General features: G+C 58.0%; 15 protein-coding genes. 8 read left to right on the forward strand and 7 right to left on the reverse strand.

Going from position 1 to position 13,993, the window contains the following annotated elements:
- Positions 1-3: 3 nt before the first annotated feature.
- A complete protein-coding gene (locus AC2TDJ_RS03790) occupies positions 4-909 on the reverse strand; it encodes a DMT family transporter (RefSeq protein WP_480839387.1) in 906 nt (301 codons plus the stop codon).
- A gap of 97 nt (positions 910-1,006) precedes the next feature.
- A complete protein-coding gene (guaA, locus tag AC2TDJ_RS03795; protein WP_480839389.1) occupies positions 1,007-2,566 on the reverse strand; it encodes a glutamine-hydrolyzing GMP synthase in 1,560 nt (519 codons plus the stop codon).
- A 92-nt stretch (positions 2,567-2,658) separates the two neighbouring features.
- Here guaA and AC2TDJ_RS03800 point away from each other — a divergent pair, with 92 nt between their 5' ends.
- Both AC2TDJ_RS03800 and AC2TDJ_RS03805 read left to right on the forward strand, forming a co-directional pair.
- Positions 2,659-3,099: a GNAT family N-acetyltransferase gene (locus AC2TDJ_RS03800; RefSeq protein WP_480839391.1), complete on the forward strand. Its 441-nt coding sequence runs from the start codon at positions 2,659-2,661 to the stop codon at positions 3,097-3,099.
- Positions 3,100-3,225: 126 nt separating this feature from the next.
- A complete protein-coding gene (locus AC2TDJ_RS03805) occupies positions 3,226-4,770 on the forward strand; it encodes a trimethylamine methyltransferase family protein (RefSeq protein ID WP_480839393.1) in 1,545 nt (514 codons plus the stop codon).
- Here AC2TDJ_RS03805 and AC2TDJ_RS03810 read toward each other — a convergent pair whose 3' ends face one another.
- A complete protein-coding gene (locus AC2TDJ_RS03810) occupies positions 4,771-5,058 on the reverse strand; it encodes a DUF6477 family protein (protein WP_480840216.1) in 288 nt (95 codons plus the stop codon).
- A 252-nt stretch (positions 5,059-5,310) separates the two neighbouring features.
- On the opposite strand from AC2TDJ_RS03810, the gene AC2TDJ_RS03815 reads away from it, so the two are divergent.
- Together AC2TDJ_RS03815 and AC2TDJ_RS03820 are read left to right on the forward strand one after the other, a co-directional pair.
- The gene (locus AC2TDJ_RS03815; protein WP_480839395.1) at positions 5,311-6,432 is read left to right on the forward strand and encodes a DUF6456 domain-containing protein; all 1,122 of its coding nucleotides are present in this window, start codon (positions 5,311-5,313) and stop codon (positions 6,430-6,432) included.
- A 59-nt stretch (positions 6,433-6,491) separates the two neighbouring features.
- Positions 6,492-7,415: a LysR substrate-binding domain-containing protein gene (locus AC2TDJ_RS03820; protein WP_480839397.1), complete on the forward strand. Its 924-nt coding sequence runs from the start codon at positions 6,492-6,494 to the stop codon at positions 7,413-7,415.
- A gap of 50 nt (positions 7,416-7,465) precedes the next feature.
- On the opposite strand, the gene AC2TDJ_RS03825 is transcribed toward AC2TDJ_RS03820, so the two are convergent.
- Complete coding sequence (locus tag AC2TDJ_RS03825; protein ID WP_480839399.1) at positions 7,466-8,014, reverse strand: redoxin family protein; 549 nt, start codon at positions 8,012-8,014, stop codon at positions 7,466-7,468.
- Between the two features lie 251 nt (positions 8,015-8,265).
- Between AC2TDJ_RS03825 and lipA the strand changes: the two genes are divergently transcribed.
- Both lipA and AC2TDJ_RS03835 read left to right on the forward strand, forming a co-directional pair.
- A complete protein-coding gene (gene lipA, locus AC2TDJ_RS03830; RefSeq protein WP_480839400.1) occupies positions 8,266-9,216 on the forward strand; it encodes a lipoyl synthase in 951 nt (316 codons plus the stop codon).
- Positions 9,213-10,364, forward strand: a complete 1,152-nt coding sequence (locus tag AC2TDJ_RS03835) for an amidohydrolase (protein ID WP_480839402.1) — start codon at positions 9,213-9,215, stop codon at positions 10,362-10,364. The genes lipA and AC2TDJ_RS03835 overlap by 4 nt, the downstream gene beginning before the upstream one ends.
- Here AC2TDJ_RS03835 and AC2TDJ_RS03840 read toward each other — a convergent pair.
- A complete protein-coding gene (locus tag AC2TDJ_RS03840; protein WP_480839404.1) occupies positions 10,354-10,527 on the reverse strand; it encodes a hypothetical protein in 174 nt (57 codons plus the stop codon). The two genes, AC2TDJ_RS03835 and AC2TDJ_RS03840, sit on opposite strands and share 11 nt — an antisense overlap.
- 5 nt (positions 10,528-10,532) lie before the next feature.
- Positions 10,533-11,075 (reverse strand): hypoxanthine phosphoribosyltransferase, encoded by a 543-nt coding sequence (gene hpt / locus AC2TDJ_RS03845; RefSeq protein WP_480839406.1) that lies wholly within the window; start codon positions 11,073-11,075, stop codon positions 10,533-10,535.
- 73 nt (positions 11,076-11,148) lie between these two features.
- Between hpt and AC2TDJ_RS03850 the strand changes: the two genes are divergently transcribed.
- Both AC2TDJ_RS03850 and AC2TDJ_RS03855 read left to right on the forward strand, forming a co-directional pair.
- Positions 11,149-11,592 carry a type II toxin-antitoxin system RatA family toxin gene (locus AC2TDJ_RS03850; RefSeq protein ID WP_480839408.1) on the forward strand — a complete coding sequence of 148 codons (444 nt, stop codon included), beginning with the start codon at positions 11,149-11,151 and terminating at the stop codon, positions 11,590-11,592.
- 38 nt (positions 11,593-11,630) lie between these two features.
- Positions 11,631-12,926, forward strand: coding sequence for an MmgE/PrpD family protein (locus AC2TDJ_RS03855; RefSeq protein WP_480839410.1), 1,296 nt, complete (start codon positions 11,631-11,633; stop codon positions 12,924-12,926).
- Here the strand turns inward: AC2TDJ_RS03855 and pyrC are convergent.
- Positions 12,923-13,960, reverse strand: coding sequence for a dihydroorotase (pyrC, locus tag AC2TDJ_RS03860; protein WP_480839412.1), 1,038 nt, complete (start codon positions 13,958-13,960; stop codon positions 12,923-12,925). The two genes, AC2TDJ_RS03855 and pyrC, sit on opposite strands and share 4 nt — an antisense overlap.
- Positions 13,961-13,993: the final 33 nt, after the last annotated feature.

Consider the following 13,993-nt stretch of genomic DNA (forward strand, 5'->3'; position numbering starts at 1 on the left):
ACGTTACTCTGGGACGGAGGGACGAGAGGGTGTTGCGGAATTGTTACGGTTCTCGGACCAGACATTCAGGAATATCCCGGTGAAAATTACTGCCGCGCCAAGCAGTGTCCACTGGTCCAGCGGTTCGTGATAGAGCACCATTCCCACAATGGCGATGGTTGGCAGACGCGCGAAATCAAATGGAACAACAACCGTTGCCGGCGCAATCGCAAGCGCATTTGTAATACAAAAATGCGCCAGCAACCCTGCGAGCCCGACCAAGAGTAGAAACGGTGCGGTTTGCAGCGAAGGCAGCGTTAACCGCCCGTCGAAACCGGCTGCAACCAAACCGAAAAACGCCTGCATGAGCGTCAGCCAGAACATGATGCATCCGATGCTGGCAGTTCGGGTCAGAGATTTGGTCGAGATGTTTGTAAGCGCAAAAAATATGGCTGAGGCTCCAGCGCTGATGACGCCGATACTCAATGGTTCTGCCCCGGGCCGGGCCACAATCAGAATGCCTGCGAACCCAATCAGCGCGGCTGTCATGCGGGTCGCGGTCAATCGCTCGCGCAGAAGCAATGGCGACAGAAGAATGACCCAGATCGGGTTTGTAAATTCCAGCGCGAAAACCTGCGCAAGCGGGGCGACACTAACGGCGTAGAACCAAAGGTTCTGTCCGGTGAAATGCAGACCGTTCCGGATTGCGTGCAGGCCCAGCCGATCGGTGGTAACGTGATGCCATTTCTTGGTGGCTGTCAGCACCAACGCCACGATCACCAGGCCGACAATACTGCGATAGAGCATGATCTCGAAGGTGTCATGCGTAACGCTCAGTTCACGCCCTGCCACGGCCATGGAAGAGAATGAGGCGATTGCACCTGTCATCCAAAGTGCGGCCTTGCCGATCTGGGCCTTGGGGCTGTCCAAGAGCTGCTCCTTGAAGTTCAGGGGTTAAGCTATCGGTTTGATACAGTTCTGGCCGGCAAGATAAAATGAAAAAGCCGGGTCAGTGCCCGGCTTTTGGTCATTCCCACTCGATTGTTCCCGGAGGTTTCGAGGTGATGTCATAGGTGCATCGGTTGATGCCCTTGACCTCGTTGATGATCCGCGTGGCGGTCTCGCCGAGGAATTCGTGGCTGAAGGGATAGTAATCCGCCGTCATCCCGTCGACCGAGGTCACGGCGCGCATCGCGCAAGCATAATCATATGTCCGGCCGTCACCCATTACGCCCACTGTTCGAACTGGCAAAATCGCGACAAATGCCTGCCAGATTTCATCGTAAAGGCCGTGCTTGCGAATCTGATCGATATAGACAGCGTCCGCTTCGCGCAGGATATCCAGTTTCTCCCGGGTGATCTCACCAGGGCAGCGGATGGCCAGACCGGGCCCGGGGAAGGGGTGGCGACCAATGAAGCTTTGCGGCAGGCCGAGTTCGCGGCCAAGGGCGCGAACCTCGTCTTTGAACAATTCCCGCAGGGGTTCGACCAGCTTCAGGCCCATCTTTTCGGGCAGGCCGCCGACATTATGGTGCGATTTGATCGTAACCGACGGTCCGCCCGAGAACGACACGGATTCGATCACGTCGGGATACAGTGTTCCCTGAGCCAGGAACTCGGCGCCTTCAATGGTGTCTGCGTGTTTCTGGAACACGTCGATAAACAGCTTGCCGATGATCTTGCGCTTGGTCTCGGGGTCGGACTGGCCTTCCAGCTTGCCCAGAAACAGCTCGCTTTCATCCGCGTGGATCAGCTGGATGTTGTAGTTGTCGCGGAACATGCCAACGACTTCAGCAGCCTCGTTCTTGCGCAGCAGGCCATGGTCTACAAAAACGCAGGTCAGCTGATCGCCTATGGCCTCGTGGATCAGCATTGCCGCTACCGAGCTGTCGACACCACCCGAAAGGCCACAGATTACTTTTTTGTCGCCAACCTGCTCGCGGATCTTCCGGATCATCTCGTCGCGGTAGGCGCCCATGGTCCAGTCGCCCTTGAAACCGGCCAGTTTCACGAAGTTTTCGTAAAGTTTCGCGCCCTTCGGTGTGTGGTGCACTTCGGGATGGAACTGAACGGCGTAGAAATGACGCGCCGGGTCGGCGGTGATGGCATAGGGCGCGTTGGGAGATGTGCCATAAACCTGAAAGCCCGGAGCGATTTCGCTGACATGATCGCCGTGGCTCATCCAGACTTGTTCGTCGCCATCGGCAAACCAATCATCGAGGATATCCAGTGACCCGTTCGGTGTGACAAAGGCGCGGCCGAACTCGGCCGTGCCATGGCCGCTTTCGACTTTGCCGCCCAGTTGGTGCATCATCACCTGCTGGCCATAACAGATGCCGAGGATCGGCACGCCATAGTCGAAGATTTCCTGTGGTGCACGGGGCGAGCCCTCACGCGTGACGCTATCCGGCCCGCCCGAGAAGATCACCGCTTTGGGTGCCAATTCTCGCACGAAATCCATCGTGACATTCTGATAAGGGTGAATCTCGCAATAGACATTCAACTCGCGCAAGCGACGCGCGATAAGCTGCGTAACCTGGCTACCGAAGTCGATGATCAGAAGGCGGTCATGGGTGTCTTGGGTCATGCTTGGCTATTAGGTCGCATGTCTTGCTTGTGCAAGCGCAATGACGTCAATTAAACCCCTGAGTTCTGTACCGGTAAGCGAGAAGGGGCGAAATGACACAGATAATGCCGCGAAGTGCCACTTTGGCCGATGTCGATGCAGTCCGCGACTGTATTGCAAGTGCTTACGCCCGGTCGATGAGTGATATACCCGACCTGCCTGACGTCACCAGCGGGATTGACGAAGAAATCAGAACCCGCAGCGTATTTGTGATCGAAGAAGACGCGCAAGTCCTGGGCGTGATCGTATTTGGCGAAGTGCCCGGTGCTATGATGATAAACAACCTGGCCGTCAGCCCGGATGCACAGGGCCGGGGTATTGGCCGGCTTCTTTTGAACGTGGCCGAATCTGCCGCGCAGGAAGCTGGCCAGTCCCGTCTCAGGCTTAGCACCCACCGGCTGATGGATGGCACCCGTTCCATGTATCGCCACTTGGGCTGGCAAGAACTTGAAACTCGGGGAAACAAGGTTCTGATGGAAAAACCCGTGCACTGAATTAAGCGCTTTCAGCGCGCGGTGCGGATGTCGCTTTTCCCCCGATAGCGCCGTAAACTACCTTCGGCGGCGAAAGCTGTTCATGTAACAAAATATCCAAAGGAACCAGACAAACCGGATTTACTCATGGCAGAGGCAAACACCCGGCGCAGAGCTCGGGGCGGCGGTGGCGCCGCTCGTCGGGCAGAGCGCACAGCGGTTGTCATCGAAACCGCAAAATACATCGAACGCAATATTCCGAATTTCGAAGTCCTCAATGAAGAGGCCTTGGAAATCATCGAACACAACGCGGAAACGGTGTTGGAGGAAGTTGGCGTCAACTTCGTCGACAACCCCGCCGCGTTGGAACGCTGGCGCAATGCAGGCGCGGATGTCGATGGTGAGCGTGTTCGCATTCCGCGCGGGTTGGCTCGTGAGTTGATCAAAACGGCACCCAGCCAGTTTACTCAGCACGCCCGCAATCCGGAAAAATCCGTGGTTGTCGGTGGGCGCAACATGGTGCTGGCCCCGGTCTATGGTCCTCCGTTTGTGCGCGACGCCAATGGTGGTCGGCGTTATGCGACAATGGACGACTTCAACAAGTTCGTGAAGCTGGCTTACATGTCCAAATGGCTGCACCATTCGGGCGGCACCGTATGCGAGCCGACCGACGTGCCGGTGAACAAGCGTCACCTGGACATGCTGATGTCGCATATCACGCTGTCGGACAAGCCGTTCATGGGCTCGGTCACCGACCCCAGCCGCGCGCAGGATTCAGTTGAGATGTGCGAGATTCTGTTCGGCAAAGAGTTCGTGCAGGAAAACACGGTGATGACTTCGCTGACCAACATCAACTCGCCGATGACTTTCGACGACGTGATGATGGGCTCGCTGGAGGTCTATGCCCAGAACAACCAGGCTTGCATCATTTCGCCCTTCATCGTTGGTGGCGCAATGGCACCGGTATCGGTCGCAGGGACACTGACGCAGGTTCTGGCCGAGGTTCTGGCCGGTGTATCCTATAGCCAGATCGTCCGTCCAGGCGCGCCAGCGATTTTCGGTGCCTTCGTGTCGTCGATCGACATGAACTCTGGCGCACCGACATTCGGCACGCCGGAAGCTTCGTTGGTGACTTACGGGGCCGGTCAACTGGCCCGTCGCCTTGGCCTGCCGTATCGTTCTGCGGGGTCGTTCTGCGGATCGAAACTGCCTGACGCGCAGGCGGCCTATGAAACGGCGAATTCGCTGAACATGGGTCTGATGGCGGGTGTGAACTTCATGCTGCATTCCTGCGGCTGGCTCGAAGGTGGTCTGGTTGCCGATTTCGAGAAGTTCGTCATGGATGCCGACCAGTTGGGTGTGCTGCACGGTTTGGCCAAAGGCGTTGCGTATGACGAAAACGCGCAGGCCATGGACGCAATCCGCGAAGTTGGGCCGGGTGGTCACTATCTCGGATGTGCCCACACGCAGGCCAACTTCAAGGAAGCCTTCTGGAAAACGGAAGTGCTGGACTACAAGCCCTTCGAGACATGGGAAGAAGAGGGTGGCCGCGATACAAGGACGCTGGCCTCGGCTCGGGTCGAACACCTGCTGGCCAACTATCAGCAGCCACAGCTCGACCCGTCGATCAAAGAAGCACTGGATGCCTACGTGGCCGAGAAGAAAGCGTCCATGCCGGACGCCTTTTCCTGATCATCCGTAAAGCGAGGCGCGGCTGGCCTGAAACAGTTGCGCCTCGCCAATCAGAGCGATCATCAAATCCAGATGACGAACCAGAGAATAGGCTGCGTCATCCTCTTGCCGTTGTTGATTGACCTCCCGCTCCAGCTCCATCAGCCGCATCAGAGCGGCGCCTGAACCGGGCAGAGACCCATATCCCAAGATCCGCTGCAAGTGCCGTTCGCGGTCATAATCCTGTGCGCCGAACTTGGCGGCGCGCGTCAGCAGGCGGGGGCGACGGAGTGTGGTGATCATGCTCATCAGGTCCTGCACGTGAACGTTCCTTTCATGCCAGTCAGTCGCTGATGTTGTGGCACAACCTAAGCGGGTGTTGCTTTGTGAGCCTTCGTGCCGAACGATGGTTTCACGAGTGTTTATCTTTTTGAATCAATTCTGCTTCGTGTCGTCTGTGGTTAACGAACGAGTAACAAAAGCGACTCTAGTTAGAATTGGTTAACTAAGAATCCGACGACGAACATTGGCAGTTTGTTTTGTCGACGAGGGCATGAAACTATGGAAAACAGTTTGGCATCCGCCGTTCCCGCATGGGTTCCCGAAGGGGCGCAACGATATCTCGCCCACACGGAATCGGGCCGGTCGATACGCGATATTGCACGGTCGGCGGGGTGCCATGCTTCGACCATATTGCGCCAGATCCGCAGAATTGAAATGCGCCGGGACGACCCATTGGTGGATGCAGCCCTGCAGGCATTGGCCGAGACGCATTTTCAACCTCAGGACGTACAAACTCAGACGTTGTTCCCAATGCTCAACGCGGATGACGTCCAAAACCCGTTGGCTGCAAGGGACGAAGAATTCCACCGAGAAGCGCTGCGCGTGCTGCGGCGTCTTTGTGAAACCGGCGCGGTTCTGGCTGTGGCCGAAGATATGGACAAGGCGGTTGTTGTTCGCGACAACGGCGAGAACGGAGCCACAAAGACTGCGGTCGTTGAAGGCAAGATTGCCCAGGCCTTGGCTTTGAAGGACTGGATTTCCTGTGACAATCCCGGCCGAATTTCACGGTACAGAATTTCGACGTCAGGGCGCGCGGCGCTAGGCCATCTGATTGCAGAGTCCGAAAATCGGGCGCGGACGCAGAACGAGTTTGGTATGGCAGAGGCGCAGAAACCCTTCCAGGCGCCTGGCATTCGACTGGATTCTCGTACGACGCAACTGAAACGACCGGCTCGCGCGCGATACAGCGCGGCTGAAAGCCCCTTGATTGCATTGTCCCGGCGGCGTGACCGGGACGGAAAGCCCTTTCTGGACGAAACCCTCGTCAGCGCCGGGGAGCGCCTGCGCGAAGACTTCGAACTGGCTCAGATTGGTCCACAGGTTGCCCAGAACTGGGATCGCTTCTTGACAGGGGGCGGCCGTGGAGATGTTCAGACGTCAACACCTTTGTCCCGAGGGTCATCTGCCGCGCGAGACCGTGTTGCCAAGGCTTTGGCGGAACTGGGTCCGGGTTTGAGCGATGTCGCTCTGCGGTGTTGCTGCTATCTTGAGGGGCTGGAACTGGCTGAAAAACGGATGGGGTGGTCTGCGCGATCCGGAAAGATCGTGCTACGCATCGCGTTGCAGCGGCTCAAGCGTCATTATGAGGATCAGACCGAGCGGGATCGCATGATCGGTTAAAATTCAGCCGGGTCATTTGGGGAACTTGCGAAAAGGGCCGCAAGTGATAATCAGGGGTTATGAACTTCACCCTTCGGCAGCTACAATATTTCCGCGCCGTTGCCGAACAACGTAATTTCGGCCGCGCGGCACAGGCATGTCACGTATCTCAACCCGCATTGTCTGTGCAGATCAAGGCGCTGGAAGAGACGATCGGCGGCCCATTGTTCGAACGTCAGGCCCGCGACATCCTGCTGACACCGTTGGGCCGCGATGTATTGGATCGTGCAAACCAAGTGTTGGATTCGGCGGACCGGCTGGACAGGTTTGCGCGTGATCACTCGGGCGGACATCGGTCCCTGTCTCTCGGTATCATTCCAACTGTGGCGCCGTACCTGCTGCCCGGCGTTCTGGCGGGATTGCGTTCCAGCGATGTTTCCCTGCGCGTTCAGATCCTTGAATCCAGAACCGAACGCTTGTTGTCCCAACTCCGTTCGGGTGAGATCGATGCGGCGGTTCTGGCCTTGCCGGCTGGCGGAGAGGGGCTGGTCGAAGAACCGTTGTTTCAGGACAGATTCCTTTTGGCCGGCAGCCAGTCCCGCCTGAACCGTCTGACCGTCAGCCCCGAGGCATTGCGACCGGTGGACTTGCGAACCGCTCAGTTGATGTTGCTTGAAGATGGTCACTGCCTGACGGATCAGGCCCTTGAAGTCTGTGGTCAAGACCGGAACAGCAGTCAGATAAACATGGGTGCTTCCTCGTTGGCAACTTTGTCGAGGTTGGTCGCCGAAGGGTTTGGCCTGACGCTGATGCCCGAACTGGCGGCTCGGGCCGAGTCCGAGGCTGTGCCTGGTCTCCGATTACTGCGCTTCGGTCAGCCTCAACCGGCCAGAACGATCGGATTGGTGCGCCGGTCATCCACGGAAAGGGAAGACTGGTTCGGGAAACTGGCGCTGGTGATGCGAGTGGTCGGCGAGGAGATTGTCGAAAAAACCCGCGCGTAAAGAAAAAGGCCCGCAGTGGGCGGGCCTCAACGCAGCGTCGGGAACGCGGATCAGGCCAAAGCCGGCTCGCGTGCTTCGTCCAGATGCTTCATCAGGTTTTCGGGCGAGGACACGCCATAGGGGTCTTCCGGGCAGTTGTCCATCAGGCCGGGCTCTTCGAACCACGCCTCGACCACGCCGTCATTGACGATGGCCGCATAACGCCACGAGCGCATGCCGAAGCCCAGATTGTCCTTGTCGACCAGCATGCCCATTTTACGGGTGAACTCGCCCGAACCGTCCGGGATGACCTTGACGTTCTTAAGGCCCTGATCCTGCGCCCACTTGTTCATGACAAAGCTGTCATTGACCGACATACAGTAAATGTCGTCGATGCCTTTTGCAGCGAAATCAGCAAAGCCATTTTCGAATCCGGGCAATTGGTAGGTCGAGCATGTGGGAGTGAAGGCGCCCGGCAGAGAGAACAGGATCACGCGCTTGCCCGCGAAATAGTCGGAGGTTGCCTTGTCTTCCCAACGGAACGGGTTGGGTCCTTCGATTGCGTCATCGCGAACGCGCGTGTGAAACGTCACGTCAGGCAGTTTGGTACCGGATTTCATGTTCAACCTCTTGTGAATTGGTGCATTTCGATGTCGATTTATAAGGATTCTAAATTCGCTTCAACGCCAGATGTGCTGCAAGTGCGAATAATTCTATATTATGGAATTCCCACGGTAATACGAGAATTTTGACCCATGATGCTGCGATTGCAAAGCCGTTATGCATAGCAGCCATGCAGTGCTGGTCTGGCGATACAGGGCGGTCTATGTTAGGGACAAAGCAAATTGACCCGAAGTCAGGAAAACCGCCCGTGCGTGATCTGAAAATTCCCGAGCAACGTCATCCTGAAAAGGCGCACCGGCCTGACAATGATCAGCCGAAAAAACCGAAGTGGATTCGTGTCAAGGCACCCGGTGGCAAGGGTTACGCGGATACGCACAAGATCATGCGTGAAAACGGTCTGGTCACTGTCTGCGAAGAGGCCGGATGTCCGAATGTCGGCGAATGCTGGAGCCAGGGTCACGCCACCATGATGATTATGGGCGAGATCTGTACCCGCGGCTGTACCTTCTGCAACATCGCGACCGGTCGCCCCGACGCGCTGGACGCGTTCGAACCGGGCCGGGTTGCTCATGCCGTCGAAAAGCTGGGTCTGAACCATGTAGTGATTACCTCGGTAGACCGCGACGATCTTGAGGATGGCGGCGCCGAACACTTTGCCCAGACTATCCGGGCGGTGCGGCATCGCTCGCCCAAAACGACTATCGAGATTCTGACACCTGATTTCCTGAAATGCGATCCGTCTGTTCTTGAAACAGTGGTCGAAGCAAAACCGGACGTGTTCAACCACAACCTCGAAACCGTGCCGGGTCTATATCCGCAGGTGCGCCCCGGCGCCCGGTATTTCCATTCGCTACGACTGTTGCAGCGTGTGAAGGAGATGGATCCGTCGATGTTCACCAAATCCGGTATTATGGTCGGACTGGGCGAGGAAGAACAAGAGGTCCGGCAAGTGATGGATGACATGCGCGCCGCAGACATCGATTTTCTGACCATCGGTCAGTATTTGCAGCCGACACCAAAGCACCACCGAGTTGACCGCTTTGTCACGCCCGAGGAATTCGCGGCGTATGAAAAGGCGGCTTTCGGCAAAGGGTTCCTGATGGTTTCGGCGACGCCGCTGACCCGGTCATCGTATCATGCGGGCGATGACTTTGCCCGTTTGCGCGACGCGCGGCAGCAAAAGCTGAACCAGGCGTGAGCCCCGAGCTTCAGGATTGGCTGACCGAAATACGCCACGAACTACATGAAGTGCCCGAGGTGTCCGGCGATGAGCGGGGCACTGCTGCCAGTATCGCCAACCTGTTGCAGACCTGTTCCCCTGACAAGGTTCTGACCGGCATTGGTGGTCACGGCGTCGCGGCCGTTTATGACAGTGGCCAACCGGGCCCGACGGTCGGCATTCGATGTGAACTGGACGGCCTGCCAATTCAGGAGATCACTGACGCGCCCTACGCCTCGCGCTATCCGGGCAAGGCGCATCTGTGTGGCCATGACGGGCATATGGCCATGGTTTTGGGGGTGGCGTTTAAACTGGGGGAAACGCGGCCAGCAAGCGGTCGCGTCGTTTTGATCTATCAACCGGCAGAGGAAACCGGGCAGGGCGCTGCTGCTTTCCGCGCGGATTCCCAGTTCGCGCAGCTCGCACCGGACTACGTATTCTCGCTGCACAACCTGCCTGGCCTGGAACTGGGGAAGGTCGAGCTGTGCGAAGGTCCGGCAAACTGTGCCTCGCGCGGTATGAAAATCGTGCTGACTGGAAAAACCTCCCATGCAGCAGCTCCGCAGGATGGGGTGTCGCCGGCTGGGGCGTTGGCCACGCTTATTCCTGCGTTGTCTGATCTGGGGCAGGGTGGTGCGCTGGATCAATCCTTTGCCCTGACCACCGTGACACATGCTGATTTGGGCGCTGCGACATTCGGCGTTGCACCCGGACAGGCCGAATTGTGGGTTACGCTGCGAACCGTCTCGGATCGGCGCATGACCGATCTGGTCGATTCAGCCGAGGCCCTGGTAGAGCAGGTCGCCACAACCGAAGGGTTGACCGTTGCCGTCACGTACGAGGACGTTTTCGAAGCTTGTGCAAACGATGCAGAAGCAACTCAGATTCTGTCGGACGTATGCAAGGCGCAAAACGTGCCGATCCGGTCAACTTTCGAGCCACAACGCTTTTCCGAGGATTTTGGTCAGTTCGCCAAGGGCGCCAAGTGCGCGATGTTCTGGCTTGGGGCAGGTCGGGATCATCCGCAACTGCACAATCCTGATTATGACTTTCCAGATGCACTGATCCCGATAGGCAGTGAAATTTTCCTTGCAGCAATCGACAAGGTTCTGGGTTTCAAGGTCTGAGCTTGCCGGGCTGACTTCCTGCCCAATCCGGCCACCAGCCCATGTATTCGATCCCAAATACCAGCAGGCAGATCAGGATCACGGCAAGAACCATCTTCACCCGCCGATCCGAAGGCGGGTTGCGCGCCCATTTCGACATGCGAAGAAAGTGACGCAGGCTCATCGGCGTCAGTCCTCTACAAACCGTACCTTGCCAATGAACGGCAAGTTGCGGTTCCGTTGCGCATAGTCGATGCCATATCCGACGACAAATTCGTCCGGGATCTCGAATCCGATCCAGTCAGAGCGAAAATCGACCTCACGACGGCTGGGTTTGTCCAGCAGGGCGATCGACTTCAACCGCTTGGGTTTGCGGCTTTGCAGCAGCTTTGTCACGTGATTCAGCGTGTGACCGGTGTCGACGATATCCTCGACCACCAGCACATCCCGGCCTTCAATTGCGCCGCGTAAGTCTTTGAGAATACGCACTTCCCGACTGCTCTCCATCGAGTCGCCATAAGAGGATGCCTCGAGGAAATCCACCTCGATCGGCAGGTCCAGTTCCCGCACCAGATCAGCGATAAACACGAAACTGCCCCGCAATAGGCCAACGACCACAAGCTTGTCTGTACCGCCGAATTCTGCCGTGATCTCGCGACACAGTTCTTCAATTCGCGCCGCGATGGCCTTGGCCGAGATCATCTCATCTATCACATATGCGCGGTCGCTCATTTCTGCCCCCTTGATCTTTGGCGCGCAACATACGACATGACGCGCCATTGTCACCTGTAAATACCCGGTAGCCATGCCCACCCATTCCGAAACCCGTTCCCTGCCATACACCGCCAAGCAGATGTACGATCTGGTCGCCGATGTGGCCAAATACCCGGAATTCCTGCCTTGGTGCGCCGCTGCCCGTATCCGCCGTACCTATGCCGTTGGCGACGGGCAGGTTCTGGAGGCCGATTTGGTCATCTCTTTCAAGGTCTTCCGGGAACGATTTGGCAGCCGCGTGACATTGTTTGAAGCCCAAAAGAAGATCGATACAGAATACCTTGACGGGCCGTTCAAGTTTATGCGCTCCGATTGGCAATTCGAAGACACCGATCACGGGTGCAACGTGTCCTTCCATGTGGATTTCGAGTTCAAGAACGCGGTGTTACAGGGCATTATTGGTGTTGTGTTCAACGAAGCTATGCACCGCATTGTACGCGCATTCGAGCAGCGCGCGGCAGAGTTGTACGGCTAAGGCTTTACGGCCACGACGCGCGCGCTAGACTGCGCGCCATGACTGGCCTGACATCTAAACTCGCTGAATTCGCCGCCGGACCCGTTTCCACAACTTTGCAGACGCGTGTTGTCACGTCGTTATCTGCTTTGGACTGGCTGGCAGTTGGATGTGCGGGCGCCGGAGAACCCGTGTCACGGATCATACGAGACATGATTCTGGCCGAGGGAGGTTCGGCGCAGGCCAGGCTGTTTGGCGGCGGCGCTGCGCCGTTGCGGGCCGCTGCTCTGGTCAATGGAACCATTTCCCACGCGCTTGATTACGACGACACGCATTTCGCCCATATCGGCCATCCGTCTGTCGCCATTTTCCCAGCCGCGCTTGCCGTGGCTGCCTGGGAAGACAAGCCGATTGTTGAATTGCTCGAGGCCGCTTTGGTCGGGATGGAGTTATCGATTCGCATGGGTCTCTGGCTGGGACGCGGACACTATCAGGCCGGGTTTCACCAGACGGCCACGGCCGGAGCCTTTGGCGCGGCGGTTGCGGCTGGGCGCATCATGGGGTTTGATACCGCGCAGATGCGGCAAGTGATGGGTTTGACAGCCACTCGTGCGGCTGGGCAAAAGGCGCAATTCGGTACTATGGGCAAACCCTACAATGCCGGGCTTGCGGCTTCGAGCGGGATCGAGGCTGCTTTGCTGATCAGAGGTGGGTTCGAACCGAACGCGGACGCCATCGAAGGCCCTTTTGGGTTTGGCGCGACGCATCTGGGTGCAGAGGATACCGGCAGTGCCCTCGACGGTCTGGGCGACGAGTGGTTGTTCGAATCCGTCAGCCACAAGTTTCACGCTTGCTGTCATGGCCTGCACGCCGCGCTGGAGGCCGCGCGGGATTTGGATATCGCCGAGCCGGAAGTGGCTGAAATAAAGGTCAAAACGCATCCTCGCTGGATGAGTGTGTGCAATCAGTTGGACCCGACGACGGGGCTGGGCGCGAAATTCTCGTACCGCACCGTAATCGCGATGCTGGCGTTGGGCTACGACACAGCTCTGCCCGACAGTTACTCGGATGATGTCTGCGCGAACCAGCGCTTGCAGTCGCTGCGAGACAGGATAACCGTCGAAGAAGATGGAAGCCTGTCCGAAACTCAGGCGCACGTGTCGCTGTTGCGTCGTGACGGTGCGCGGCGCGAAGTCACGCATGATTTGCTTGCGCCAATGTCCCTGGCCGACCGCGAGGATCGGGTTCGGAAAAAAGCCCTGAAGCTGATCGGAGCTGACGGTGCCGATGCCGTCTGGTCAATGCTGCGCACTGGGGGGCGCGCAGCGGAATTGGCCGACAGGATGGGCAGCTAGACCACGCGCCAGTGCAACGGAAAGCCAGGATCGAATACCGTGACAGGCCCGTCGCCAGTGTCGATCTTGGTCGGGTACTCGACCGGTTCGCCCTTGGTCAGTGTGATCGTCTCTTCGTTTACCGGCAGTCCATAGAATCCGGGACCGTTTAGTGAGGTAAATCCTTCCAGCTTGTCCATCGCGCCCTCACGCTCGAACATCTCGGCCACCAGCGACATGGTGTTGGTCGCGGTAAAGCAGCCAGCGCAGCCACAGGCCATTTCCTTGTTCGCATCCGTATGCGGCGCGCTGTCAGTTCCCAGGAAATAGCGCGCGTCGCCCGAGGTTGCGGCTGTCAGCAGCGCCAGCCTATGTTCTTCGCGCTTGGCGACCGGCAGGCAGTAGTAATGCGGCTTGATCCCGCCAACGAGGATGTGGTTGCGGTTGATGATCAGATGGTGTGCGGTGATCGTCGCACCCAGATCGGCGTCGTTGGCTTTGACGTAATCGACGCCGTTTGACGTGGTGATATGCTCCATGACCACACGCAAGCCGGGTGTGGCCTTGCGGATCGGGTCCAGAACGCGGTCGATGAACACGGCCTCGCGGTCAAAGATGTCGATCTCGGCATCGGTGACCTCGCCATGCACGCAAAGGGGCAGGCCGATCTCCGCCATCTTTTCCAGAACCGGGCGCACCTTGTCGAAATCGCGCACACCCGAAGCCGAGTTGGTCGTCGCCCCGGCTGGGTAGAGCTTTACCGCCTTGACCAGACCGCTTGCGTGGGCCGCTGCGACATCTTCGGCGTCGGAATCTTCGGTCAGATACAAGGTCATCAAAGGCTCGAACGTCATGCCATCAGGCAGGGCGGCGATGATGCGGTCGCGATACGCGGCGGCCTGATCGCCTCGGACAACAGGTGGAACGAGGTTCGGCATGATGATCGCGCGGGCAAAGTGGCGCGCGGTTTCAGGCAGGACGGCCTGCAACATCGCGCCATCGCGCAGATGCAGATGCCAGTCGTCGGGGCGGCGGATCGTGAGGGTATCGGTCATGCGATCCCGCTAGCACAACCGCCCTGACGGTGA

Source organism: Ruegeria sp. HKCCD6647-2, assembly GCF_057221075.1.